The organism is Bifidobacterium boum (genome assembly GCF_000741535.1).
GTDB lineage: Bacteria > Actinomycetota > Actinomycetes > Actinomycetales > Bifidobacteriaceae > Bifidobacterium > Bifidobacterium boum.
The window spans coordinates 58,184-84,684 of record NZ_JGYQ01000002.1; the positions used below are offsets into that span (position 1 = coordinate 58,184).

Here is a 26,501-nt window from a genome sequence, read left to right on the forward strand (position 1 = left end):
AGGAGCATTATGTCAGGGCATTCCAAGTGGGCGACCACCAAGCATAAGAAGGCCGCCATTGACGCCAAGCGCGGCAAGCTGTTCGCCAAGCTGATCAAGAACATCGAGATTGCAGCCCGTTTGGGCGGTGGCGATCCTGATGGCAATCCGACGCTGTATGATGCGATCGTCAAGGCCAAGAAGGCTTCCATGCCTGCCGATAACATCAAGCGCGCCGTCAAGCGTGGCTCTGGTGAAGAAGATGGCGCAGCCAATTACGAGGATATCGTGTATGAGGGGTATGCGCCCGCCGGCGTCGGTCTGATTATCGAATGCCTTACCGATAACCGTAATCGTGCGGCGGCTGAAGTTCGTTCCACGCTGACCAAGGGCAACGGCTCCCTTGCCACTTCGGGCGCTGTGAGCTTCAACTTTGAGCGTAAGGGCCAGATCGTGGTTCCGGCTGAAGGCATGGATTATGACAAGCTCTTCGAAATCGCGGCTGAAGCTGGTGCCGAAGACGTATCTGATGACGGCGACGTGTTCAGCGTTATCACCGATCCGAGCGATTTGGTCACCGTTCGTAAGGGACTGCAGGATGCCGGCATCGATTATGACTCCGCTGATCTGGTCATGATTCCGAAGAACGAGGTCGAACTCAGCCTTGATGATGCGCGCAAGGTGTCCAAGCTGATCGACAACTTGGATGATCTTGATGACGTCCAGAACATTTACAGCAATTGGACTGCGTCCGATGAGGTCATGGCCCAGTTGGAGGAAGAGGAGTGATCTGTTGATCATTCTTGGCGTTGACCCCGGATTGACTCGGTGCGGGGTCGGCGTGGTGGAAGCCGGCGCATCACGCCGGCTTTCTTTTATCCACGTCGATGTCATCCGCACCAGTCCGGACATGTCCCAGGACTTGCGGCTTCTGTCGATTTATAACGGTCTTGTCGATAAGCTCGAGCTGTTCGCCCCCGACACGGTGTCCATCGAGCGGGTATTTGCGCAGGACAATCGCAATACCGTACTTGGTACCGCCCAGGCGGCGGGCATGGCCATGCTGGCTGCGGCACAGCGTAGGATACCCGTCGCGTTGCACACGCCGACCGAAGTCAAACTTGCCATCACAGGTAATGGCAAAGCTGACAAACTTCAGGTAGAGCGTATGGTGATGCGGATTTTGAATTTGTCTGAAATGCCGAAACCGCCTGACGCTGCTGATGCGTTGGCACAGGCGATGTGCCATGCGCTTCGTCCGGCCGGTGCGTTGCAGGGCGGTGAGCGCGAGCAGCATTTGACTGCCGCCCAACGGCAGTGGGCATTGGCTGCACAGCAAGCTAAACGTCGTCGCGGCGTCGACCGCGGCATGTAAACTATCGAACATGTGTTCGAATATGTAAGAGTGCGATGAAGGAGGCATCATGATCGCCATGTTGAACGGGCAAGTCGAGTCCGTCGATCAGGCGGGGGCCATTCTCGACGTCCACGGCATCGGTTTTGGCGTGCGCATGCCCCAAACCGACGTGTCGTCATTGCATGCCGGCCAGCATGTTGTGCTGTACACCTCGATGGTTGTGACTCAGGATGCGATGACATTGTACGGGTTCCTTTCCTCCGCTGAGAAGAAAATGTTCTTGCAGCTGCAGAAAGTCAGTGGCATAGGTCCTAAAGTCGCGTTGTCTTTGCTGTCCACGTTGCCGCCTGACCGTCTGGCGCGCGCCGTGGCGGATGGCGATGCCACGGCATTGTCCAAGGCGCCTGGTCTAGGGAAAAAGGGTGCTCAGAAAATCATTCTCGAGTTGAAAGGGTCGCTTGATCTCACGCAGATTGAAGGATCGGCGGCGGCGTCCTCGGCGACTGCCGTTGACACCGGTTCGCAACAGGTGATTGAAGGTCTGATGTCTTTGGGGTGGCGTCAACAGGATGCCAAGGACGCCGTCGAGCGCGCATGCCGGGATCATGATATCAAGACGCCGCTCGCGTCCCAGGACGTACCGGGCGTGTTGAAACTCGCATTGACTGAGCTGGATCGGGGAAGGTGATATGGCAATGAAGACGAACGAGTCCGGCAGTCGTGCCATCGGCAACGTCGGCGACATGATGGTCAGCAATGATGGCGCCCGGGAGGAATCACTGCGCATGGTCTCTTCCCAGCCGCTGGATAATGAGCCGGTCAGTGACGAAGAACTCCGGCCGCATGTCCTTGACGGATTCATCGGTCAGCCGCGGCTGAAGGCGCAGCTGCAATTATTCCTTGAAGCTGCACGGAAACGGGATGTGCCGCCGGATCACTTTTTGCTCGCCGGCCCTCCCGGATTAGGGAAGACCACGCTCGCGATGATCGTAGCCAATGAGTTGGGGGTGCCGATTCGTGTGACATCCGGTCCGGCGATTCAGCATGCTGGCGATTTGGCGTCCATTCTCAGTTCGTTGGATGCGGGGGAGGTCTTGTTCATTGATGAGATCCACCGTTTGCCTCGCCCAGCGGAAGAATTGCTGTATATCGCGATGGAGGATTTCCGTGTCGATGTTATGGTCGGCAAGGGCCCCGGCGCTTCATCGATTCCGCTGACGCTGCCACGCTTTACTGTCATCGGCGCTACAACGCGGGAGGGTATGCTGCCATCGCCGTTACGTGCGCGATTCGGGTTTACTGCACATCTTGATTTCTATCCGCATGAGGAGCTTGAGAAGCTGATCGAGCGTTCAGCTTCCGTTCTTGGCGTCACCCTTGGTCCGGGGGCCGCACATCAGCTGTCGTTACGGTCTCGAGGCACACCGCGTATCGCTAATCGTTTGCTCCGACGAGTCCGGGACTGGGCAATCGTCCATGATTTGCACGAGGTTGATGTCAATGCGGTACGCGATGCCCTCGCGTTGTACCAGATTGATTCCGAAGGACTCGATCGTCTGGATATCGCAGTACTGAAAGCAATTTGCACGAACTTCGCAGGTGGGCCGGTCGGGTTGAACAACCTGTCCGCCATGGTCGGTGAGGAGTCCGAGACCGTGGAGACGGTTTGCGAACCGTACCTCGTCCGTGAAGGGTTCCTTATCCGTACGCCGAAAGGGCGTGTGGCAACAGCAAAAGCATGGACCCATCTCGGCCTCGAACCGCAAGAAAACGATGTCAACAAGCTATTCTAAAATACATATTTTGGATAGCCCGCAGCACATGTCAGGAGCCTCATGAATCAGAATCTCGATCCGAATCTCATTATGATCCTTGTCCTTGTCCTGTTCATCGTCATGATGTGGATGAGCTCGCGGCGTATGAAGAAGCAGCAGCAACAGCAGCAGGAAGAGCTTCGCCAATCCTTGGTGCCGGGAACCCTTGTTGTACTGGCCGGCGGCATCATCGCCACCATTGTTTCCGTGGATGAGAAGTATGAAGAGGTTGTCGTCGATTCCGAAGGCAGCCGTATGCGCGTCAAAATGCAATCCGTTCGTGGCAAATATATTCGTCCGGCATTTATCGATGATGATGACGAGCAGCAGTCGGACAACGAGTCACCGGCCGGTCTCCCCGTCGACAATGATGCGGACGCCGCACAGGCTTCTGGTGAGGACACGTCGTCAACAGCCCAACCTGCTGCCGTGAACTCGGAACACACGCAAACCGCAACAGCGGAACCCGAAACCAAGTAGTATCCGCGAAGCCGTTTGATGCGACGACACTGGCAATCAGAAAGATCAGGTTATTTCTATGGCATCCGATATCCATATCAGGCAGCTTGAACTCGTTGGCCACGAGCGGGCGGAATTCTTGACTTCACTGTTCCGTTCCATCAAAGGATTCCCCAAAGAAGGCATTAATTTCCGTGATTTCATGCCTGTTCTGGAGAACGCCGAAGGACTGCAGATCATGCTTGAAGGCCTTGAGAAGGCTCTGCCTATCCCTGCCGACGAATTCGATTCCGTGGCTGGGTTGGAAGCACGAGGATTCCTGTTTGGCCCAGCACTTGCCGCCCGTCTGGGCAAAGGCTTCATCGCGGTACGAAAAGCGGGCAAGCTCCCTCCGGAAGTCATCGGTGAAGATTACACCTTGGAATACGGTACGGCACGTGTTGAAGTCGAAGCCGATGCCGTGAGCAGGGGAGAGCGCGTACTGATCGTCGACGATTTGATCGCCACCGGCGGGACCGCCAAGGCCGCTGCCGACTTGATTCGCAAGTGTGGAGGCACGGTGGCTGGTTTCAGTTTCGTCATGCAGCTCGAAGGCCTGAGTGGGATTGAAGAGCTGGGCGATTATCCGACCAGTACCTTGGTCTCGATGCCGGCGTAACGAATTCAGGAAGAAGGAAGCCATGGATCTTTATGAATATCAAGCGCGTCAACTGCTTGACGAGCAAGGCATCGCGACTCCGAACGGGATTTTCGCCCGAGATGTCGATGAAGTCGCCCAGGCTGCAGACACTATTGGATATCCGTGTGTCATCAAGGCGCAGGTCAAAATTGGACATCGTGGGCAGGCAGGCGGTGTGAAGATCGCTCACACTCGCGAAGAAGCGGTCGCTGCAGCGAACGCCATCTTCCCCATGGTCATCCATGGCCATAAGGTGCGTGGCGTTCTTGTAGCGGAAGCCAAAAACGTCATCCACGAGTACTACGTCTCCATTTCCGTTGACCGTACTTCGCGTGATTTCGACGTCCTCGCGACCGCCAACGGCGGCACCGAAGTCGAGGAGATCGCCAAGGCGCATCCCGAATCGGTGAAGCGTCTGCATATCAATGCGCTGGATACTTTTGATCTCGATGCCGCCACCGAAATGGCGAAGAACATCGGATTCTACCATGCGGATGTCGATCAGGCCGCACGGATTCTTCTGAACATGTGGCAGTGTTTCAAAGCCAATGACGCAACACTTGTGGAAATTAATCCTCTCGCCAAGATCGGCGATCCCGACGACGAGTCCAGCAAATCGTTGTGCGCCCTTGACGCGAAGATTTCACTTGACGATAATGCCGCGTTCCGCCACGATGGGTGGAAGCGTTTCGCGGGTGCGTCCCAGCTTGACCCCTACGAGCAGCGGGCCAAAGAGCTCGGCTTGCACTACGTGCATCTGCAGGGGCAGGTTGGCGTCATCGGCAACGGCGCCGGTTTGGTTATGAGCTCGCTCGACGCGGTGTCCGGTGCCGGCGAGGAACAGGGGATGGGCATCAAGCCTGCCAACTTCCTTGACATTGGCGGCGGTGCTTCGTCTGAAGTCATGCGTAACAGTTTGGAGATCGTTCTGTCTGATCCCCAAGTGAAATCGGTGTTCGTCAACGTGTACGGTGGTATCACGTCATGTGAGCAAGTCGCCGCCGGCATTCTGGGAGCGTTGCAGGCGATTGAGACCGTCAAGCCGATTGTCGTGCGTTTTGACGGCAACGCGGCCCAAGAAGGGTTGAGAATGCTTTCTGACGCCAACGATCCGCATCTCCACGTGTTTGACACGATGGAGGAAGCCGCACAGCAGGCTGCCCATATCGCTGCCCTCGCACAAGCTGCAGACAAGGAGACCAACAAATGACGTTGTTTGTAGAAGATGGCGCACCGGTTATCGTTCAAGGCATGACCGGACACCAAGGCATGACACACACCGCTCGCATGCTGAAGGCAGGAACGAATATCGTCGGCGGTGTGAATCCTCGCAAGGCAGGAACCTCAGTCACGTATCCCAACGCGAAGAACGGGAAGGATGCAGTCATCCCGGTCTATGCGACATGCAGCGAAGCATCCAAGGCGACCGGTGCCCACGCCAGTGTCATCTTCGTCCCACCTCGTTTCGCCAAGGATGCGGTTGTCGAAGCGATCCAAGCGGGAATCAGCACCATCGTGGTCATCACTGAAGGCATCCCGGTGGCTGATTCGGCGTATTTCGTTGAGTTGGCCCTGCGCAAGGGTGTGCGCATCATCGGCCCGAACTGCCCGGGGCTCATCACCTTGCCCTCGTCCGAACAGTCCAAGGGCGTCAATATGGGCATCATTCCCGATGGTATCGTCAAGCGCGGCCCGCTCGGCCTGGTTTCCAAATCCGGAACCTTGACCTATCAGCTCATGGGAGAGTTGTCTGATATCGGGTTCACCGCCTGTGTCGGTGTCGGCGGTGACCCGATTGTCGGCACCACCCTTCAGGAATCGCTTGAAGCATTCGAAGCTGACGAAGCGACCAAGGGTGTTGTCATGATCGGCGAGATTGGCGGAAGCGCCGAACAGGATGCCGCGCAATGGGCCAGCACACATATGACCAAGCCGGTCGTCGCCTATATCGCCGGATTCACTGCGCCCGAAGGCAAACAGATGGGACACGCCGGCGCGATTGTGTCAGGCGGCAAAGGCACCGCACAGGATAAGAAAGTCGCACTGGAAGCGGTAGGCATTCCGGTAGGCAAGACTCCGCGCCAGACCGCGGAACTGATGCGTAAGGCATTGCAATCCGTAGCCGCATGAACAAGCGTGTAGTCTCGTTTTTCAAGGGGGTCGCCTTCGCGGCGGCCTCCATGGCGTTGTATGTGCTGGCACTGTGGCTGGTCATCACATTACTGCTACTCGTGGTGTCCATGGAAGAGGGCGCCACGAATCTGACAGGCTATGCCGTTCCCCTTACCCAGGCCATGGTGTTGCTCGCCCAAGGCGTCGGGTTCCGTGCCGGAGCGGTCACATTAAGCATCATTCCTCTCGGACTTACGCTATTGCTCATATGGCTTCTGTCGGCTATTGCACGCAAGCGGAGCCTTCCCGTACCAGCCTATTTCGGCGGACTGCTCGTTTGGCTGGTGATGAATGCGGCGTTCACGTATGGTGTTTCAGTGAGCCTGCTCGACGATACCATCCATGTCCTATTGAAAACGGGTATGGTGTTCACTGCGGCGTATCTTATCGGCACCATCCCGGCAAGCCAGGCCTGGCACACGGTTTCGCAGTTCTTTCATGAACGCATGACACCAGGCTTACGCCGTACTTGGACTCTGGGACTCACCTTGGCAGGCACGCTGCTGGCCGTCTACATGGTTGCCGCCGGTATTGATCTTGTTGTCTGGATTGTATACGGCTATGACGCCGTCCAACGTGTGTTCGAACTGGATGCCATGGGCACCGGTTCGCGTATTCTCACATCGATTTGCACACTCGCATGGTTGCCCAATCTATGCCTGTGGTCGTTGTCTTGGATGTTCGGTGCCGGCTTCCATATCGGCGATGTCGCACATTTCACGCTGTGGACGGACCACAGTGACGGATTGCCCGGCATACCGGTATTCGCCATCTTCCCCCAAGCGCTTACCAACGATGGGCTGCGAACCGTATTGATATCACTGCCGCTTATCATTGCAGTTGTATGCGCTACGGCGTTTATGCTATCGCCTACCGGCTTTGCGATCCGGGCGCCTCACGCACAAGACGATCGTCAGACCCTGATGCGCAAAGCGGTGGACTTCGCGTACCCGCTCGGCGCGTGCAGTATCGCCGGTGTGTTGGTGTCTCTCGCCTCATCGTGCATGTTTGCCGTATCCAACGGATCGCTGGGAAGGCATCGTTTGGCCCATGTCGGTGTCGATGTGGTCTCGTCGACCCGCGCGGTCGCACAACCGACGATGACCGGTCTGTTTGCAGTATGGGCGGCAGTCATCGTGTTTGACACGGCAATATATGGATTACGCTTGGGTTGGATGCGTTTGCGTCCGGCCAAGGAATCCCGTGAACCATCCGCACAGGATGACGGGAAAACCATGGACGTGCAACCCACGCCCCGTGTCGTGAATTCGGCACCCATCACCAAGGAGGAGCAGGATGACAACAAATCGGCCGATTAAACGCGCCCTTGTGTCAGTATTCCACAAAGACGGCATCGACGTGCTGGCGAAAGCCTTCATCGCGGCGGGAACAGAAGTGGTTTCCACCGGTTCGACCGCGAAGCGGCTTGCCGAGCTTGGAGTACAAGTCATCGAAGTCAGCGATGTCACAGGATTCCCGGAAAGCCTTGACGGGCGAGTCAAGACGCTCGATCCGCATATTCATGCGGGCATTCTCGCCGACATGACCAACCCGGACCATGTGAATCAGCTGAAAGCGCTTGGTATTAAGCCGTTTGATTTGGTGGTCGTCAATCTCTACCCGTTCGCTGACACGGTTCGTTCCGGCGCCAATGAGGCTGACACCATCGAGAAAATCGATATCGGCGGGCCGTCCATGGTTCGTGCCGCCGCGAAGAACAGCGCGACCGTCGCCATCATTACCGATCCGAATGATTATGCTCTGGTCGCCAAGCGTGTCGAGAACGGCACCGGATTCGATCTTGAGGAACGTCGTTGGCTGGCCGCTAAGGCTTTCGCTCACACCGCAGCCTATGATGCGACAATTAACGAGTGGACTTCGAAGCACTGGCCGAAACCGAAGAGTATCGAACAGGATGAAGCTGGTGCGCAAGAATTGCCGCATGAGGATTCGCTGTTCCCCGCCGCGTACACGCGTACCTGGGATCGCGCTCATATCCTGCGCTACGGTGAGAACCCCCATCAAAGCGCCGCGTTGTATCTTGACCCGTTGAACCAGACCGGTTTTGCGCATGCCGAGCAGTTGGGCGGCAAACCGATGAGCTACAACAACTATGTGGATGCCGATGCCGCGTGGCGTGCCGTATGGGATTTCGCCCCGCAAATCGCTGTCGCTGTTGTCAAGCACAACAATCCGTGCGGACTTGCCATTGGCGCGACTGTTGCTGAAGCCCATAAGAAGGCACACGCGTGCGACCCGATGAGTGCCTATGGCGGCGTGATCGCGGCCAACACGACGGTTACCCTCGAGATGGCGCAGAATGTCCGGCCGATCTTCACCGAAGTCATCGTCGCTCCGGAATATGAGCCTGAGGCGTTGGAACTGCTGAAGACCAAGAAGAAGAATCTTCGTATTCTCAAGGTTGCGGAACCGCCGCGTACCAAGCAGCAGTATCGGCAGATCGATGGCGGCCTGCTGGTGCAGACCATGGATCTCATCGATGCCCCCGGTGACACGCCCGACGCTTGGAAGCTTGTTTCCGGTGAGGCCGCTGATGCCGAGACGCTCCGCGATCTTGAATTCGCATGGCGAGCCATCCGTTGCGTGAAATCCAATGCGATCCTGTTGGCGCATGACCAAGCTACGGTCGGTATCGGTATGGGTCAGGTCAATCGTGTGGATTCCTGCCATCTTGCGGTAGAACGTGCGAATACGCTGGCTGATGGCGCCAATCGTGCACAAGGCTCGGTTGCCGCTTCTGACGCATTCTTCCCCTTCGCTGACGGTGCCGAATACCTGATCAATGCCGGTGTCAAGGCCATTGTCCAGCCCGGCGGTTCGATTCGCGACGAGGAAGTGTTCGAAGCTGCCCGTAAGGCCGGCGTGACCATGTACATCACCGGGACGCGCCACTTCTTCCACTGATCCGCCATCATGACGGGGGAGAGCCAGCCGCTGTTCAACGTCATGCCCGGTGTTCGTCTGTTGGGGCGGGAGGCTTATAGTACGTATGTCTTGGCATCCCGCCCCAACGTGTATATTGTGATGCAGCGCAATCGAGTCGCGGACATGCCGGTGCGTTCCGTGGCAGGCAGTCGGCATGTCATCCCGGTATAAGGAAGGACAGTAATCGTGGCACATGAACATCCCTATGTTTCGGAAGCCCGTGAAGGCAAACCTGGTTGTGAATGGACGGTTGCGTTGTTGGTGTGTCTGACTGGTATTCTCGCTGGTCTTGGATATACGACGGCCGCCACGATTGTTCTTGTCGTGACGGCCGTCGTGCTGGGATTGATTCGCGTCATACTGCGTGATCGCAGCCCTTGGAAGGTGCGTTCCGCGGTATTTGACTCCCTGATGTGCTTATGCTTCGGGCTCGGACTTTCCGTTCTCGCTTTGAGCATCCACTTCATGGTCTGAATCGTCGGCGCTGTCGGCTGAAGCATCCTGCTCATCATGCTCGTCGGAGGTATCGCCTTCGGAGGCCTGACCATCCGCTTCATCCGCAATATCCTGTGGCGTTTCTTGGTCTTGTACGGCAGTAAGGCGGGCGGCGGCTTGATCCCTGATAAGCTGCACGCCGATCATCACCATGGCGACGATCGCAGCAGCAAGAATCGGACAAATCCAGAACACCCACAGCTGTTGCATAGGATTCTGAGCCAATCCCGCGTTGCGGGCGAACAATGCGATACCCGTGGAACGTGCCGGATTCATGCCGGCACCGGTCACCGGGTAGGTCATAGCGGCACCCAATCCGTATGCCAGACCCATGGCGGTGGCGTGAGCGGTGGCGTCCGCATCGTCGTGTGATGTCGCCATCGCGGCGGCAACCACCAGAATGCTTGCGATGATTTCAACAATCACCGCCAACGTGATATCGAAGGAGGCGCTGACGCTGCTGAGCATCGAGGCGGATACTGAGCCATCGCCGAATCCGTTTACCGCGTCGGTCAGCCAAATTTTCTTGGTCAACGTTTCGGTGGTGGGAAGAATACCCACGAGGATCGCTCCGGCGATAACGCCGCCGAGCACCTGTGCGACGATATACAGCACACCGTCGAGAGGCTTCGTCCTGCCGATCAACATGGATGCCAACGTGATAGCGGGATTGAATTGACCCCCGGATACTTTGGCGAAGATGAAGGTGACGGCGGCGTACGCTACGCCGGTGGCGAGCGCAATGAATGCCATATTGATGCCGAATAGCGCTGACCCGAATGTGCTGAAAGCATAAATCGCGAAGAAGACGATGCAGCTGCCTGCGAGTTCTGCGCCGACGCGAATCGCGAGTGGCATGGTCGTTTGAGCAGGCGCGTTGTGGGTGGCTTGTGATCCCGTATCAGTCATTGATGGTTCTTTCTCTAGATGGGACGGCGGGGCGCGACGCGTGTTGGACGTGCCGGTGTTCCGTCAGACATGCGTCATTCTACCAGCACGGCATGGTGTCCTTGGGATTGAGGTACAATATTGTTGTTTTGCGGCTTGTATGCCAAGCTGAATTTCGCGAAACTACTGATATATGTATCCATGACAGTTTCAAGCTGTCCGGCCACGTTGGGAGAACGATGCCAAACGCATATTCTCGAGCGCTCAAAGCGCATGAAGACAATCAAGAAGGTATTCGCCTGCAGAAGGTTCTTGCCCAGGCGGGATTCGGATCGCGACGCAAATGCGAGCAAATCATTCTCGACGGTAGGGTCGAGGTCGACGGCGAGCTGGTCACTCAACTCGGCACGCGGGTTGATCCGACGAGCCAACAAATCAGGGTTGACGGTTCTCGTGTACGGCTCAATCCGAATCATGTGACGCTGGCGTTGAACAAACCGCGCAAGGTGTTGAGCACGATGGATGACCCCAAGGGCCGGTACACGTTGCGTGACATTGTCGGCGACAAGTATGAGCGGATTTTCCATATGGGACGTCTGGATTATGACTCTGAAGGCCTGATCCTCATGACGAACGATGGCGAGCTCAGCCAGCATGTCATGCATCCCAAGTATGAGGTGGAGAAAACGTATATTGCGACATTGCAGGGTCGTATCAGCGGCAATGTGTGTCGGCGCCTCGTATCGCAGGGCGTACAACTTGATGACGGGTGGATTCGTCTCGATCATTGCGCCATAATCGATGCGAATCATGAGAGCACACTGGTGAAGGTTGTGCTGCATTCCGGAAAGAACCGTATCGTTCGTCGTATTTTTGACGCGGTCGGCTATCCGGTGAAACGTCTTGTCCGCACTCAGATCGGCCCGATCAAGCTTGGCGACCTCAAGTCCGGATCGTATCGGGTGCTGTCACAGACCGAGGTGCGTTCACTGGCCAAGGAGGTCGGACTGTGATTCGTGTGGCTATCGATGGTCCTGCCGGTGTCGGCAAATCGTCGACATCGAAGGCTTTGGCGCAGCATTTCGGTTTTGCATATCTGGATACCGGCGCAATGTACCGTGCTTGCGCATGGTGGTGTCTTCATCAGGGTATCGACCTTGATGCGGATGAGCTTGATGAGCGGTTAATCACTGAGGCTGTCGGCGAGTTCTTCACTGAGGGGCATGCTGATGTCACAGTCGACCCTGAGGATCCGAAGGTGTTGGCTGATGGGCAGGATATCAGTGAGGAGATTCGTTCCGCGCAAGTATCTTCGCATGTTTCGAAAGTTTCCGGAATCATTCCGGTGCGCCATATTCTGATTGCCGCGCAGCGTGCGTATATCGCCAGGGAAGCGTCAGCTGACTCGTTCTCGCAGGGGCGTGGAATCGTTGCCGAGGGGCGGGATATCACGACGGTTGTCGAACCTGATGCAGAGGTTCGTGTCCTGCTTACGGCACGCGAAGAGGTCCGGCAGTCTCGTAGGAGCGGTCAGGCTGGTCAGGGTGTCGGAGCGGATGATGTCGCCAAACGTGACCGTGCTGATTCCAAGGTGACGAGTTTCCTGACTGCTGCCGACGGTGTCGTCACGTTGGACAACTCTGACCTCACGTTTGAGCAGACATTGGAACAGCTGATCAAACTGGTGGATGACGCGATTGAGGAACAGCAGTATCGTGAGTATGCCTTGAATCTCGAAGGGTATGAGCTCGATGAGGAGGATCGCGAGCTCATCGCCGGCGATTATGACGAGTATGAGGATGATGCACTGGGCAAGCGTGTCGGTGTTATCGCCGTGGTTGGACGCCCGAACGTTGGCAAGTCGACGCTGGTGAATCGTATTCTCGGTCGTCGTGCGGCGGTTGTCGAGGATACGCCCGGCGTGACGAGAGATCGCGTCAGCTATGATGCCGAGTGGGCGGGAACGGATTTCAAGCTTGTTGATACCGGCGGCTGGGAAGCGGACGTCGAAGGCATCGCATCCGCGATTGCCTCCCAAGCGCAGATCGCGGTCCAGCTTGCGGATGCGGTGATTTTCGTTGTTGACGGGCAGATTGGCATGACCGACACGGATGAACGTATCGTGAGTATGCTTCGTTCCGCAGGTAAGCCGGTCACGCTGGCCGTGAACAAGGTCGACGACGCGCAGAGCGAGTATCTGACCGCGGAATTCTGGAAGTTGGGTCTTGGCGAGCCTCATGGCATTTCAGCGATGCATGGTCGCGGTGTCGGCGATTTGCTTGACGCTGCGATTGATTCGCTGAAATCCGCCGATCAGACTTCCGGTTTCCTCACCCCATCGCACTTGCGTCGCATCGCCTTGGTCGGGCGACCGAATGTCGGGAAATCCTCGTTGCTGAATCAACTGGCTCACGCCGAACGCTCCGTGGTCAATGATTTGGCCGGTACGACCCGTGACCCGGTGGATGAAATCATCAGCATGGACGGGCAGGACTGGCTGTTTATCGATACAGCCGGTATTAAGCGTCGCCAGCATAAGTTGTCCGGTGCTGAATACTATTCGTCGCTGCGCACGCAGGCCGCGATTGAACGTTCCGAACTCGCGCTGGTGTTGTTCGACGCCTCGCAGCCGATTGCCGACCAGGATCTCAAAGTCATGAGCCAAGCGGTTGATGCCGGACGTGCGGTTGTCTTGGTATTCAACAAATGGGATCTTATGGACGATTTCTCCAGACAGCGTCTCGAACGTCTGTGGAATACCGAGTTTGACCGTGTGACTTGGGCTGAGCGTGTCAACCTGTCCGCAAAAACCGGTTGGCACACCAACCGGTTGACCCGCGCCATGCGGACAGCGCTCGACTCGTGGGATAAGCGTATCCCGACAGGTAAGCTCAACGCGTTCCTCGGGCGAATCCAGGCGGCTCACCCTCACCCGCTGCGTGGCGGTAAGCAGCCGCGTATCCTGTTCGCAACCCAAGCGTCGACACGACCTCCTCGATTCGTCATCTTCGCGACAGGGTTCCTCGAGCATGGTTATCGCCGATATCTTGAGCGCCAGCTGCGTGAGGAATTCGGTTTTGAGGGGTCACCAATCCAGATTTCCGTGAAAATTCGTGAGAAACGCCGGAAATAGGTGCTGCTGACGTGCCATACACCAACGGAACGCCACGCCGTGTTGGGAATCTCTTCCAACCTGTGGTAAGCTAACTCCTCGGCGCGTATAGCGCCGATCGGGCCGTAGCGCAGTTTGGTAGCGCACTTGACTGGGGGTCAAGGGGTCGCGGGTTCAAATCCCGCCGGCCCGACTGGAAAGCCGCGGAATCACAACGATTCCGCGGCTTCTGTTTTTCCGGCGTGCAACAAACGTGCAACATGAACAGCACTTCGGACAGCGACACCGCCTACATATCCACGTCCGAATTGCCCTGCGGCGTCTGGGTCTGCGGGGCGGCCGGCGCCTGCGTCTGCGGCGCCCGGTAGGTCTGTTTCGGCGCGGGCGCCCGGTAGGTGCGGCGCGGCGTGGGTGTGGCGGTCCGTTTCGGCGTGCTCTGCTGCCCGGTACGCTGCCGTGTGCGCTGCATGGCCGCAACCAAGCTCGGCGACTCTTCCCATCATCACCAATCCTCCACTCATGTTTCTGCGTAGATGATCATGAACTGCCCGCAGCGGGGGTAGACTTATCTGAAGTCATGGGAGAAAGGGTTTGCAGCATGACGGTAACGGATCATTTCGAGCGCTGCGCACAGGTGATGCGCGACCACGGTATGAGCGACATGGCGGTGGCTCAGTTCGGGCATTTGTATGATGTATGGGCCAATGGCAGTGAAGCCACATGGATTCGTGAAGCGGATGTCGAGCCGTTGCACGATGTACCAAGTTTCCATGATGTCTACGAGACCATCGACCATGATCAGGCTGTTCATGCTTTTGCGAAGACCGCGTTCATCAAGCTGAACGGGGGGTTGGGGACATCGATGGGGCTGTCTTGCGCGAAATCATTGCTCCCGGTGCGTAGGCATAAGGCGCGGCAGATGCGTTTCATCGATATTATTCTGGGACAGGTGGTTACCGCGCGTGAACGTCTGGGAGTCCCCCTGCCGCTGACCTTGATGAATTCGTTCCGTACGTCTGCAGACACGCTGAAGGTACTGGAATCGAATATGAGGTTCCGTCAGGACGACATCCCGGTGGAAATCCTCCAGCACCAGGAACCGAAGATCGATATCGAGACGGGGGAGCCGGTGGTATGGCCTGCATGTCCCGATCTGGCTTGGTGCCCTCCGGGACATGGCGATTTGTATTCCACCCTGTGGGAGTCAGGTCTGCTTGACATGTTGTGGAACAAGGGCATGCGTTACTTGTTCATCTCCAATTCGGATAATCTCGGCGCGAGGCCTTCGCGTACCTTGGCTCAGTATTTTGAGAATACTGGCGCACCGTTCATGGCTGAGGTCGCTGTGCGTACGGAAGCCGACCGCAAGGGCGGCCACGTGGTGCGTGATCGCAAGACGGGGCGCCTGATGCTGCGTGAGATGAGTCAGGTCCATCCCGATGACCGCCAGGATGCGCAGAATATCCGCCGTCATCCGTATTTCAACACGAATAGTATTTGGATTCGGATTGACGCGTTGCGTGATTTGCTTGAACGCCATCATGGTGTACTGCCGCTTCCGGTGATCGTGAATAACAAGACCGTCGACCCCACTGATGCTTCCAGCAAGAAGGTTGTCCAGCTTGAGACCGCCATGGGTGCGGCGATTTCGCTGTTCGACGAGGCTATCTGCGTGCAGGTGGACCGTATGCGGTTCCTTCCGGTGAAAACCACCAATGATTTGTTCATCATGCGGTCGGATCGTTTCCATCTTACGGACGCTTTTGAGATGGAGGATGGCAACTACATATTCCCCAATGTCGAGTTGGATCCACGATTCTATAAGAATATCGATGACTTCAATGAGCGTTTCCCCTATAATGTGCCGTCGCTGGCTGCGGCGAATTCCGTGCGCATCGTGGGCGACTGGACATTCGGTCAGAATGTTGCATTCTATGGCAATGCCGTGCTGCAGGATCAAGGCCGACCCAGCTATGTGCCTAACGGTGAGTTTGTCGGACCACAAGGGATCGAGCCGGACGAATGGATGTTCTGAATGGTCTGGGGAAGAAAAATATCTTTTTTCGAGAAACAACGACCAAGAACATAAAAACCCTCTAATATAGAAGAAGGTGCCGTAAGGCACCGATACTTGCACACAGTAACGATACGTGAGGACTAATGGCAGAAGGTAGCAACGGGAGACGGCGTTTTTCCGACAAATGGGGCAAGCATGAACTTGATGTCTTGGCCGTGTTGTCTTCAGCTTTCCCCCAATGGCTTACTTCGCGTCAAATTGCGCAGCGAGTCAAGGCGTACGCCGATTCTTACGGTGAACTAGCCGATCAGGCGGCGAAAGCCGCCTTCGCGAAACAGTTCCAGCGCGATCGTGCGAAGCTTGCCGCTATGGGCATCGCGATTGAATCCCGTCAGCCGGAGTATTCGTCGAAGTCCGAGGGACAGGATTTCGCTTCATATCGCCTCCAGCTTGGCGATGAGCCACGCGTCCGTCTTCATTTCGAGCCTGAGGATTTGCCGGTACTCGCCGCGGCCAACTATCTGGCCCGCTCGATGTCGATTTCGTCGAACGCCGCCCACCAGCAGGTGCAACATACCTCGCGTACCGCTCCTCGCGTACCACAGACACCGGTACCAGGTCTCGGATTGGATTCGATCGCTCCTGGACTTGGCACGCAGACTCTGCCGGAATCCTTGATGAAAGTGATCGACTCCAGGCGTTTCGCCGCAACAGTTGATGTCGATGGTGAGCGTATCAATGTCGCATACACTGATTCTGATGATCTGGCTATGTATGTGTTGGAACATCCGGGCGCATACATTGTCAGCCCGCAGGAGGCGGTTGATGCGTTCAACCGCCGGCTGACCGCCGCCGCGCGTTTCGAGTTGGCGGATTCTACACAGAATTCGGAAAGTTCTGAAGTCAATGCGCCCGCCATCAGCCGTCAAGTGCATGAGCCTGGCGACCCGGAAAGCATTAAGGCGAGGCAGAAAAAGGCCGGGCCGTCTTTCCAGACGGGCAGTGAAGTCGATCGTCGTTTACGTCTGATGCTGTTCCTGTCCGCTCACCTTGGCGAGGAATTTTCTCTGGCGGAGCTTGCGGAACGGTTCATCGGCAAACCTAAGTCCGAGGATGAGTTGAATAAGTATGTCAATATCATCCACAAAGATATCAACACGCTGACTACGGTATCCGATGATGGAGAGATGGCTGGCAGTCAGTTCTTCGATATTGATTGGCCGTTGCTTGATAGCGAGGGCATCGTGTCGGCAACCAATTCCCTCGGTCTTGAGCGTCTCGCTGGTATTTCGCAGCAGTATTTGAGTATGCTGACCGCCTCGGTCAGCTATCTTGCGCACTCTTCGCTGTTGCCTGACCAGCAGCGTGACCAGGCGCAATCCTTGTATACGCGTCTTCGTCAGCATGTCAAGCCGGGGCAGACACCATGGTTGAGTCTGACCGGATATGAGCTTGAGCCGCGGGCGTTCTCGGTCGTCAAGCGCGCGATTGCCACTGACTCGCTGTTGGATATGGAATATACCGATGGCGCTGGCAGGATTCGTCGCAAGCTGGTGGCTCCGGCGAAGATTTTTGTTGATGAGGGTGTCTATTATGCGGCAGTGTGGACGGACGTCGCAGCTGCAGCGCCCAAGGACAAGCAAGAGTTTGTTCAGCGTGACACCACGATCAACAAGGCGAATGGTTTGCCAAGGGTCTGGCAGGTGCTTCGTCTTGCACGCATCGAGAAGGCCGATCTTGTTGAACCGGTTCATAAACTCGATATCCCGGATGTGCCGGTGAGCGAATTGCGTAAATGGAGTTTTGACAACGGTACGCAGACGGTATTCATCACTGATCAGCCTGACCTGCCTTTTACCAAGCGATTGCCGGGTGCGACCGTCGAACCGTGCGGTAACGGACAGAAGGTTCGTCTTATCGTATCTTCTGATTCATGGTTTGTGGCGTTCTGTATCGCGCATGCCCGTCATATTACGGCGGTTGCTCCGGAAACGCTTCGTTCGATGATTAAAGCGCGCGCCGAACGTGAGTTGAGTCTCGACCAGCGGGAAGACGATACCAACTGATACGATAAATATCTGTTTATCATCGAGTCGATAGGAGGCCCCATGCACTGGTGGATTGTTTGGGTGGTGCTTGTTATCGCGATGATTGCAACGATATGTGTCGGCGCTGTCTATGCTATTCGTCGGGGTTTGGCGGCTTTGCATTGTATCGCTGCTCTCGGTGATGCCGCCAATGAGCGGATGGAGGCCATGCAGGAACCTGTCCAGGAATCCCAGCGGGAGCCGGTGTCGTTCACGCAACCTCTTCACCAGACCGCCAAGCGTTATAGTGATGCGTACGCCAAGGTAATCGCGAGACAGGACCGCAAGCGGGAACAGCATGAGGCGGTTTGGCGGCAGTGGCGTACGTTCAATGAATAATGTGATACTCGGAAAAATTGGGGGAGTGGGGGGACCATGACGCGACATAGGCACCATGCCCATGCGAAGGACTGGATGGCACGGGAGTCTCATGCGCCGTCAGGGGATTCCCCTGCGGCAAGATATCAGCGTTTTCGTGCTCGTCAGCGATTGAACGATACGGCGCTGGCGAAGTTTGCAGCGACATTGCCTTTCAGCCTTGATGGTTTCCAGCGCGATGCGTGCGAGGCGCTTGAACAAGGCAATAATGTTCTTGTCGCGGCTCCTACCGGTGCGGGAAAGACCGTAGTGGCGGATTTCGCGATGTTCCTTGCACATGAATATCAGGTCAAGGCATTCTATACCACGCCGATCAAAGCGCTCAGCAATCAGAAGTACCATGATCTCTCCGCCATCTATGGCGCGGATCATGTGGGCCTGTTGACCGGTGACACGTCAATCAACCCGGAAGCGGACATCGTGGTGATGACCACGGAAGTGTTGCGCAATATGCTGTATGAGCATTCCACATCGTTGATTGAACTTCGTTACGTCATTCTTGACGAAGTGCATTATCTGGCCGATCGTTTTCGTGGTCCGGTGTGGGAGGAAGTCATCATCCATCTTCCCAAATCGGTGCGCATCATCGGCTTGTCGGCGACCGTGTCGAATGTCGAGGATTTTTCGCAGTGGATCGCTTCGGTTCGCGGTAAGACGAAACTGGTGGTTTCCGAACATCGTCCGGTGCCGCTTGAACAACATGTGATGATTCAGGCGAACGCGCATACCGAACCGGAAATCGTTGATTTGTATCGCCGGAACGCCAAGGATGAGGTCACTACAACCCTCAACCCGTATCTGATACGGCGTATCGACCAGCTTGAGCATCAGGCCCTCCGCAAGCGGCCGGCTCACAAAGCGCATGGCAGACATTGGGGACGTGGAAAGACCGCCGCAGGCGGGGATGAGCGGTATACTCCGCGTCGACCTGATGTCATCGACGAATTGAATTTCATGGGGATGCTGCCTGGTATCTACTTCATTTTCTCCCGCAACGGCTGCGATCAGGCTGTCGAACAATGCATTAATGCCGGACTTGAACTGACCAGTGATGAAGAGGCGATGCGCATCCATGAAATTGTCGATGACATGGTTGAGGGACAGCTCAGCAAAGATGATTTGAAGGCTCTGCATTTCTCTCAATTCCGCTTCGCACTCGAGGAAGGTTTCGCTTCACACCATGCGGGCATGATCGCCTTGTTCAGACAAATCGTTGAACGTCTGTTCGAAGAAGGTCTGATCAAGGTTGTGTTCGCCACGGAAACATTGGCTCTCGGCATCAATATGCCGGCGCGTAGCGTCATCGTCGAAAAGCTCGAGAAGTATGACGGGACCGGGCACGTTACACTTACGCCGGGGGAGTTCACCCAGCTCACCGGCCGTGCGGGCAGGCGGGGCATTGATACCATCGGCCACGCTGTCATCGTCGATCATCGCGGATTTGTTCCGGCGACGGCTGCCGCTCTGTCCAGCAAACGCGTATACCCGTTGCATTCCAGCTTCAAACCCACGTTTAATATGGCTGTCAATCTGCTGTATACGAGTAGTTATCAGACTGCACGAGTGACATTGGACCGCTCGTTTGCCCAATGGGAGGCGAACGAGTCCGCATGGCAGCTCGAAGCGCAGATCGATTCACTCCATCACGCGCTTGACGGTTATGAACGCGCCTTCGTATGTGATCGAGGTGATTTCACCCAATTCATGACGCTGCGTATGCGGCTGAGTGATTTGCAGAAGAATGGCAGACGTGTGTTGAAACATCGGATGTTTCCATCGCAAACTGCACGGCGAGAGGCATTCCAGTCGCTTGACCAGCAAATCGCCCAGCTGAAGTGGGACGAGCAGCATCATCCATGCCGGTCATGCCCTGACCTTCAGGAGCATCTGCGGTGGGGGCATCGATGGATGAGGGAGAAGCGTGAGCTGGATCGTGTGCAGGAACGCTACGATTCGCGTACCGGATCAGTCGCCCGTCAGTTTGACCATATCTGCGATATTCTCACCGAGTTTGGTTACTTGGAACGGTATGACGATGGTGATGCTGCATCTCTTGTGCTCACATCCGGCGGACGTTTGCTCAGACGGTTGTACAGTGAACAGGATCTTGTGCTCGCCGAGGCGATCAGATCCGGACTGTTGGACACACTGACTCCGCAGCAGCTCGCCGCAGCATTGTCCGGCTTGGTGTATGAAGCGCGACGCGGTGAGAGTGGCGAACCACGCCGGTATCCAGGAGGTTCAACCGGACCTGTTGCCCATGTCTGCTCACAGTTACGAGCGATGAGTGCGCGCATCAACACCATGCGCGAAGATTGCGGGCTTGAGCGTCTGCCCGATATTGATTTCGGCATCGTCGATATTGTGTATCGATGGGCGGAAGACGAGCCGTTGGCACAAGTGTTGCATGACACCGATTTGACCGGTGGGGATTTTGTGCGCAACATGAAGCGCCTGGCGGATATGCTTCAACAGGTTGCGGCCGCGTTGCCGAATGTTCCCGAATTCGATGGGCCGCTCGCGCAGAAGGCCCATGATGCTCATATCATGATCAATCGTGGTGTCGTCGCGTACAGTGGTGTCGACTGATTCGACGGCCGCTGAATATGGGAATACCGTACAAGTCCGAACTGTTGGGTACGGTTGGTAGGTATTGGTTACCCAAGGAGGAATAAGACAACATGGCAGAACGCAGCTTGCGTGGCATGAGCATCGGAGCGAAGTCGCTCGAATCCGACGATAATGTGGATTTCGCCGCACGATCCGATGTCGCGTATGTATGTCCGAATGGCCATCGTACGATTATTCCCTTTGCTGAAGGTGCTGAACCCCCGAAAGAGTGGGAATGCCGTTGCGGACAAATTGCGCATCGTGAAGGCGACTCAGACGATGATGCGGACGAAATCAATAAGCCGACACGAACCCACTGGGATATGCTGATGGAACGCCGCACGGAAGACGAGTTGAAAGAACTGCTTGAAAAGCGTTTGCAAATGCATCGTGACGGTTGGATTCCCGATTATGAGTGAGCGAATGATGCAGTAAGCGATGCCGTGCACGGATTGTCCCGTACACGGCATTTTTCATGTTCGGTCATGATGACAGGGCATAATGAATTGGGGGAGAGGAACGCAATGCGCGTTCTGCTCCATGCGTATCACAGCTACCGGAACATTCACAGAGAGGACCGCATGACCGTATCGCAACCAAGAAACGTCGTCCTGCTTGATTTGGATGGGACGTTGACCAAATCTGACCCAGGTATCATCGCTTGTGTGATTAAGGCGTTCCAAGAGCTTGGACGTCCTGTTCCGGATGATGCCGAACTCCACCGGTTTATCGGGCCAGCGATTATCGAGTCTATGCAACGCAATCATATTCCAGATGATCAGTTGGAACGGGCGGTTGCAATCTATCGCGAGTATTACACCAACAAAGCTGTGTTTGATGATCCGAATGAGCCGGGCAACAAGGTTCCCGGGCGGCTCTATAACACGGTGTATCCGGGCATCCCGGAACAGCTACGGCGGCTTCGTGCGCAAGGATATGTGTTGGCGATCGCCACATGCAAGCCGGAATATCAGGCCAAGCCCATTTGCCAGCATTTTGGATTGGACGATCTGGTCGATGATATCTACGGGGCCAGTGAAGATAATTCGCGTCTTGATAAGGATCAAGTCATTCGGTACGGATTCGAAAAGATGGGATTTGATACCGCCCGTGGAGACCGTGCGCTGATGGTCGGCGATCGCTGGACCGACGTTGAAGGCGCCAAGGCGTGCGGCCTAGCATGTCTTGGATGCGGATGGGGCTATGCCGAGCCTGGAGAACTTGCTGAACATGGTGCGTATCGAATCATTGACGCCGTGGATCAGCTGTGTGACGCCGTGGATGATTTCTTCACGCCTGCGCGGTGATTGTTCGCGGCTATGACGAGTTGTGTACCTCGATGTCCGTGCGTTTTCGTTGACGTGGCAGATGAACAGGCCAGCCGGGAACGTGCGGACATCGCGTATGTATGGCAACTTCGAAGCAGCGTCGAGGCACCGTCAAAGATCCGCGACTGGTGCTTGCGGTAAAATCCGATAATGTATGTTATGTCAGATTGGCAATTCGGCGCCGCCCCTACCACAGTGGCTATGCCGGCCAACGCTACATGTCACGGCCGGCATAGCGTGCACGGTGATACGAGAATCCGCTCACAGCGACTGCGACCGGCCGGGATTTTCGCCGCCGGCTGTCTGCGATGATGGCTGCGCATCGGCATGCTGCTCGGCGTGTTGTTTGGCACGACGCGCCTGGTCTTCTGCGGCCTTGGATGCGATGCGATACATGGCCCACAAGTCCCATGCGATAAGCGCGACAAGAACAGCTCCTGACACCCATCCGACCTTCGTGTACCATGTGCGCATGGCAGCGCTGATGTCATGACGATATATGATGAATGCTACGTATGGTGCCATAGCCAGCACGAGTGATACGAAATGCAATGCTATAGCGCTTTTCGCAACAGGTTTCGGCTCTTCCTTCGTTCCGGCGTAGTGACGCGCGAGGATGACGATGGCGATGCAGCATGCTGCTGCAATCAACCAAAGAATCAGTGGGATGAGGGTCATTGGTGCTTCCTTCCGTCGTAGTATTCAGATTTGCTCATACAGTGTCGGTATCGAGCCGCCTCACCCGAGCGGCACGCGCAATGTCTCGTGTCGAGTGGGAATCGGGAATCTTCCACGGTACTCCCCCGCATCGGCTTCTTCCTGGCATGCAGTGCATCGCAGAACATGGTTACAGCGTATCGGTGAAATGTTCTCGCTGCGCGTGATGGATGGCGATGCGTTCTCGCATGCGTTGTGCGGCCAATTCTTCAAACGGGATTGGCGGGGATAAACGTCCCGTGGATGCCACGGCTTTGCCGTCCGGGTATACGTCCACAGAGGGTTCCATTTCCAATGATGCTTCGATTCCATGCCACAGGGCGGCCACGGATATGCCGAATACCGCCGCTCCTGATTGCATGACATCGCCGATGGTGTCTCCGTCCCGGCATTCGCGCACACGTTCACCGTCACTGACAATAGTGGTGTGCTCGAGCTGCGCGATGCTGCGTTGCATCAGATACCCTATGGCGATTGTGACATTCTGCAGGTTCACGCCGGCGTCAAGCAACCGTTTCGACACCGCCAAAATGAGGACATCCTTGAACGAATAGAGTCTTCGGGATCCTGAACCGTGCGACGCTTTGATTGATGGAACGACGATTTGTTTGCGCGCCCAATAATCCAGCTGACGGTAAGTGATGCCCGCAACTTTTGACGCCACCGTGCCACGATATCCTCTTGTCGGTTGGTCGTCATCAGGGAACGAGAACAACTCCCCCTGGATAATGTGTATCGCGGTGTTCCTCGGGCGAATGCCGGCATCCGATGCACGTGGTGTCTCTTGGCTCGTCATGCCTCGCCTTTCGCATGTACTTCGATGGGGTTGGACCGAAGTGATTCAACCCCATCAATCAGCGCACGGTATCGCTCGTCCAATGAGACGATTCGCGCCCGTTGCCGTGGTTAAGCCCTTGGGGTGTTGCCGAAAAAGACCAGCCGGAATTTTCCGATCATGATTTCGTCTCCATTCTTCAGCGAGGCTTTATCGACGCGCTGACGATTGACATAAGTGCCGTTGAGGCTGCCTGCGTCAATGACTTCGAATGCGCCATTGGTGCGGCGGAATACCGCATGGTGGCGGGATACGGTGGAATCGTCCAGCAGGATGTCAGCGTGCGGGTCACGACCGACCGTAACCTCGTCCTCGTCAAGCAAATAACGTGAACCTGACACGGCGCCTCGTGTGGAGATAAGCAGTGCTGTGCCTGGGGACAACTTGGTGATGGTGTCGAGGTCCTCTTGCGTCAGAGGGCGATCGCCTGTTGTAGTGATGGGAATGGTTATGGCGGGCATGCCAATGATGGTTGTTTCGCCAGCGCTTGGAATCGGATCTGTCATAGTTGCTATTCTACAGTCTTTGCGTATCGATATTGCGGAACATCACGAATCTCGTGGATTTCTACCTTGTCGACTGCCTTGACCTTGACTTTTGCACCGTATTTCACATTCAGTCTTGACCCGACTCCACCTGCGATATTGACAGCGTTTTGCAGGTTCTGAGGGTCCCCGATTGCTTTGATGATGTAAGGGGCAGTGAGTGTCTGGCCGTCACAGACGAGACCGTTTTTCGTGTCGGCGAAGTATGTGGAGGTGACTACACGCACCGTATTGACTGCCATGACTTCTGCACCGGCATTGCGTAGTTCTTCGATGAGTTCGAACATGGTGGCTGCATCGACCCGTTCTTTACTGCCTTTGCTGATGGTGATGATAACGCCTTTCCCTTGTGCGGCGAGTCGTCCGGAAAGCAGGCCGCTGGTCTCCTCGTTCTGTTTGGCAATGCGTTGGGCTTCCGCCTGCTTGTTGGCGGCTTTCTGGAGGGCGGTGAGTTGCTCGGTCAACTGGCTTTTACGCTGTTCCAGGTTTTGTACCTGCGCACTGGTTTCGGTGATCAGCCTGGTGAGTTCCTCTTCGCTCATGGTTTCATACGTTGCTGTGGTGTTGTTGAGTTGGATGGCGTAGCTAAAGCCGAGCAGGGCACACAGCAGTACGATGAACAGGCTGGTGACGAACCTTGTCCTCGCCGCGTTCGCTTGTAGCGAACGCCGGGGCTTTCGTCTGATGACGGGGAATGATCCTGTTTCCGTATGGTCGTTGGCGCTGTCGGTTACACGCTGATGGTGTAACCGGCTGAGCAAATCTTGGGGTTCTCTTCTGTGGTCCATGCGTCAAGCCTTGAAAACGAATCGGCGTATCGCGGAAACATTCGAGAAGATACGGATGCCGAGCACGACGATAACCGCAGTCTGCAACTGTGAGCCGACACCGAGCTGATTGCCCAACAGGACTAACAGGGTCGCGGTCAACACGTTTGAAATGAATGAAATCACGAACACCTTATCGGAGAATGTCCTCTCGAAATACGCTCGCGCGGCGCCCAACAACGCATCCAGTGCTGCGACAACCATGATCGGCAGATATGGTTGCAGGACAACTGGAATATCCGGCTTGACAAAGATTCCTATGACCACGCCGATGATGAGACCTAGTACAGCAGCCATTAGTCTGCCCTTTCCGCATAAGAGATGTCGCTTGAGCTCGCAGCTTCAAGTGTAATCGACTTTGATGTGCTGACTTGCGGGAAAATGCCGGCGGACTTCAATGTCTTATAGAGAGATGGCTGGCTGCGCTCCCCCACGGCATCCGCCAAATCAGCGCTGTTTCCGATTGCCTGAATTTTGTAGGGGCTTTGGACTTGATTCACCCCGATGAGTATGGTTTGACCGGCCGTACGCACTGAAGTCTGCACCCCGATCCGGTAACCATTGACTGAGATCGCCTCCGCGCCGGCTTGCCATAGGATTTGGATGAACACCTGCAAGTCGCCGTCGGTGACGACCCGGATGTTCGTGGTGCTTTCGCGAGGTAATGATCCCGAACCGGTATCGGTGTTCGCCGCAAGCGGGTTCGCGATGCTGACAGTGATGCCGGGGCCGGTAACCGGAATGGTTCCGTTGACCATTTCGTCTTTGGTGAGGGTATCGTGTTGGGATGGGTTCGCAAGCTTTTTGGATTGCGCCTCGACTCGCGCCCTGAGTGTGGAGACCTCCCCGCTCAAGGAATTCATCTGTTTGGTCTGCTGGGTCAATTCTTTCGCGAGGCTGCTGCGTACGGCTTTGCGGGGATCGGTGTGCAACGTCTGCACGATGATGCTGCATGAGAACCCGACCGCGATGCAAATGATGAATACGATAATACGCGTACTCCATATTTGGAAGGCTGATTTCGGTCTGGTGTCCAGACGTGAGTCGCTGAACATCGGGTCCATGGGACGATTGGTCAAATCATCGATGAGCCGTAAGGAATCGTCATCGAGTTGTGGTCTGCGACGTCTCGGCGTAATGGGCATATCGGCAGAGGCCGCGGCATGATGCGATCCCAACGCTTTGGCGGATAGCGAGAACACTGCCCGGCTTCGTACCGGAGCGGTTTCCCGGTTTACGGGAACTGCTGCCGGCAT

The 26,501-nt window shown here is 56.0% G+C and carries 25 protein-coding genes and 1 tRNA gene; 19 read left to right on the forward strand and 7 right to left on the reverse strand.

From position 1 onward, the window contains the following. The first annotated feature begins 9 nt into the window (after positions 1-9). From BBOU_RS00270 to purH, 10 genes are read left to right on the forward strand one after another with little or no spacing between them, the layout of a single operon-like run. Positions 10-768 carry a YebC/PmpR family DNA-binding transcriptional regulator gene (locus BBOU_RS00270; protein WP_026502901.1) on the forward strand — a complete coding sequence of 253 codons (759 nt, stop codon included), beginning with the start codon at positions 10-12 and terminating at the stop codon, positions 766-768. A gap of 4 nt (positions 769-772) precedes the next feature. Then, positions 773-1,354, forward strand: a complete 582-nt coding sequence (gene ruvC, locus BBOU_RS00275; protein ID WP_026502902.1) for a crossover junction endodeoxyribonuclease RuvC — start codon at positions 773-775, stop codon at positions 1,352-1,354. A gap of 49 nt (positions 1,355-1,403) precedes the next feature. Next, a complete protein-coding gene (gene ruvA, locus BBOU_RS00280) occupies positions 1,404-2,024 on the forward strand; it encodes a Holliday junction branch migration protein RuvA (protein ID WP_026502903.1) in 621 nt (206 codons plus the stop codon). A 7-nt stretch (positions 2,025-2,031) separates the two neighbouring features. After that, on the forward strand, positions 2,032-3,129 hold the full coding sequence (gene ruvB / locus BBOU_RS00285; protein WP_169736210.1) for a Holliday junction branch migration DNA helicase RuvB: 1,098 nt from the start codon (positions 2,032-2,034) through the stop codon (positions 3,127-3,129). Between the two features lie 42 nt (positions 3,130-3,171). Next, positions 3,172-3,630 (forward strand): preprotein translocase subunit YajC, encoded by a 459-nt coding sequence (locus tag BBOU_RS00290; RefSeq protein WP_051616732.1) that lies wholly within the window; start codon positions 3,172-3,174, stop codon positions 3,628-3,630. 58 nt (positions 3,631-3,688) lie between these two features. Further along, a complete protein-coding gene (locus tag BBOU_RS00295) occupies positions 3,689-4,267 on the forward strand; it encodes an adenine phosphoribosyltransferase (RefSeq protein WP_026502905.1) in 579 nt (192 codons plus the stop codon). 22 nt (positions 4,268-4,289) lie between these two features. After that, complete coding sequence (sucC, locus tag BBOU_RS00300) at positions 4,290-5,498, forward strand: ADP-forming succinate--CoA ligase subunit beta (RefSeq protein WP_026502906.1); 1,209 nt, start codon at positions 4,290-4,292, stop codon at positions 5,496-5,498. Beyond that, on the forward strand, positions 5,495-6,418 hold the full coding sequence (gene sucD / locus BBOU_RS00305) for a succinate--CoA ligase subunit alpha (RefSeq protein ID WP_026502907.1): 924 nt from the start codon (positions 5,495-5,497) through the stop codon (positions 6,416-6,418). The genes sucC and sucD overlap by 4 nt, the downstream gene beginning before the upstream one ends. Beyond that, positions 6,415-7,779 carry a cell division protein PerM gene (locus tag BBOU_RS00310; RefSeq protein WP_026502908.1) on the forward strand — a complete coding sequence of 455 codons (1,365 nt, stop codon included), beginning with the start codon at positions 6,415-6,417 and terminating at the stop codon, positions 7,777-7,779. Before sucD ends, BBOU_RS00310 begins: the two co-directional genes overlap by 4 nt. Next, entirely contained in the window at positions 7,757-9,385 is a 1,629-nt protein-coding gene (purH, locus tag BBOU_RS00315; RefSeq protein WP_026502909.1) for a bifunctional phosphoribosylaminoimidazolecarboxamide formyltransferase/IMP cyclohydrolase, read from the forward strand. The genes BBOU_RS00310 and purH overlap by 23 nt, the downstream gene beginning before the upstream one ends. Before the next feature lie 438 nt (positions 9,386-9,823). On the opposite strand, the gene BBOU_RS00320 is transcribed toward purH, so the two are convergent. Next, positions 9,824-10,810, reverse strand: coding sequence for an MIP/aquaporin family protein (locus BBOU_RS00320; protein WP_051616734.1), 987 nt, complete (start codon positions 10,808-10,810; stop codon positions 9,824-9,826). 218 nt (positions 10,811-11,028) lie between these two features. Here BBOU_RS00320 and BBOU_RS00325 point away from each other — a divergent pair, with 218 nt between their 5' ends. The 9 genes from BBOU_RS00325 to BBOU_RS00370 all read left to right on the forward strand — a co-directional run bounded on the left by BBOU_RS00325 (position 11,029) and on the right by BBOU_RS00370 (position 22,300). Continuing rightward, complete coding sequence (locus BBOU_RS00325; protein ID WP_026502911.1) at positions 11,029-11,802, forward strand: pseudouridine synthase; 774 nt, start codon at positions 11,029-11,031, stop codon at positions 11,800-11,802. Beyond that, the gene (der, locus tag BBOU_RS00330) at positions 11,799-13,922 is read left to right on the forward strand and encodes a bifunctional cytidylate kinase/GTPase Der (RefSeq protein WP_026502912.1); all 2,124 of its coding nucleotides are present in this window, start codon (positions 11,799-11,801) and stop codon (positions 13,920-13,922) included. The genes BBOU_RS00325 and der overlap by 4 nt, the downstream gene beginning before the upstream one ends. A gap of 98 nt (positions 13,923-14,020) precedes the next feature. Continuing rightward, positions 14,021-14,094: transfer RNA gene (locus BBOU_RS00335), tRNA-Pro, on the forward strand. A gap of 405 nt (positions 14,095-14,499) precedes the next feature. Then, positions 14,500-15,936, forward strand: a complete 1,437-nt coding sequence (locus tag BBOU_RS00345) for a UTP--glucose-1-phosphate uridylyltransferase (protein ID WP_026502914.1) — start codon at positions 14,500-14,502, stop codon at positions 15,934-15,936. A gap of 125 nt (positions 15,937-16,061) precedes the next feature. After that, on the forward strand, positions 16,062-17,984 hold the full coding sequence (locus BBOU_RS00350; protein WP_026502915.1) for a helix-turn-helix transcriptional regulator: 1,923 nt from the start codon (positions 16,062-16,064) through the stop codon (positions 17,982-17,984). Positions 17,985-18,173: 189 nt separating this feature from the next. Beyond that, positions 18,174-18,344, forward strand: a complete 171-nt coding sequence (locus tag BBOU_RS09155; RefSeq protein WP_155809243.1) for a hypothetical protein — start codon at positions 18,174-18,176, stop codon at positions 18,342-18,344. A 36-nt stretch (positions 18,345-18,380) separates the two neighbouring features. Continuing rightward, positions 18,381-20,972 (forward strand): DEAD/DEAH box helicase, encoded by a 2,592-nt coding sequence (locus BBOU_RS00360; RefSeq protein WP_033490390.1) that lies wholly within the window; start codon positions 18,381-18,383, stop codon positions 20,970-20,972. 92 nt (positions 20,973-21,064) lie between these two features. Then, a complete protein-coding gene (locus BBOU_RS00365) occupies positions 21,065-21,412 on the forward strand; it encodes an RNA polymerase-binding protein RbpA (RefSeq protein ID WP_026502918.1) in 348 nt (115 codons plus the stop codon). Between the two features lie 162 nt (positions 21,413-21,574). Next, on the forward strand, positions 21,575-22,300 hold the full coding sequence (locus BBOU_RS00370) for an HAD hydrolase-like protein (RefSeq protein WP_026502919.1): 726 nt from the start codon (positions 21,575-21,577) through the stop codon (positions 22,298-22,300). A 282-nt stretch (positions 22,301-22,582) separates the two neighbouring features. Here BBOU_RS00370 and BBOU_RS00375 read toward each other — a convergent pair whose 3' ends face one another. The 6 genes from BBOU_RS00375 to BBOU_RS00400 form a co-directional block, all read right to left on the reverse strand. Beyond that, positions 22,583-22,999 carry a hypothetical protein gene (locus BBOU_RS00375; RefSeq protein ID WP_051616739.1) on the reverse strand — a complete coding sequence of 139 codons (417 nt, stop codon included), beginning with the start codon at positions 22,997-22,999 and terminating at the stop codon, positions 22,583-22,585. A 169-nt stretch (positions 23,000-23,168) separates the two neighbouring features. Next, positions 23,169-23,834 carry a MerR family transcriptional regulator gene (locus BBOU_RS00380; protein WP_081815515.1) on the reverse strand — a complete coding sequence of 222 codons (666 nt, stop codon included), beginning with the start codon at positions 23,832-23,834 and terminating at the stop codon, positions 23,169-23,171. A gap of 110 nt (positions 23,835-23,944) precedes the next feature. Further along, positions 23,945-24,379, reverse strand: coding sequence for an FHA domain-containing protein (locus BBOU_RS00385; protein WP_026502921.1), 435 nt, complete (start codon positions 24,377-24,379; stop codon positions 23,945-23,947). A 5-nt stretch (positions 24,380-24,384) separates the two neighbouring features. Beyond that, entirely contained in the window at positions 24,385-25,206 is an 822-nt protein-coding gene (locus BBOU_RS00390; RefSeq protein ID WP_026502922.1) for a DUF881 domain-containing protein, read from the reverse strand. Positions 25,207-25,209: 3 nt separating this feature from the next. Next, positions 25,210-25,542 carry a DUF1290 domain-containing protein gene (locus BBOU_RS00395; RefSeq protein ID WP_015450554.1) on the reverse strand — a complete coding sequence of 111 codons (333 nt, stop codon included), beginning with the start codon at positions 25,540-25,542 and terminating at the stop codon, positions 25,210-25,212. After that, positions 25,542-26,501 (reverse strand): DUF881 domain-containing protein, encoded by a 960-nt coding sequence (locus tag BBOU_RS00400; RefSeq protein WP_026502923.1) that lies wholly within the window; start codon positions 26,499-26,501, stop codon positions 25,542-25,544. The genes BBOU_RS00395 and BBOU_RS00400 overlap by 1 nt, the downstream gene beginning before the upstream one ends.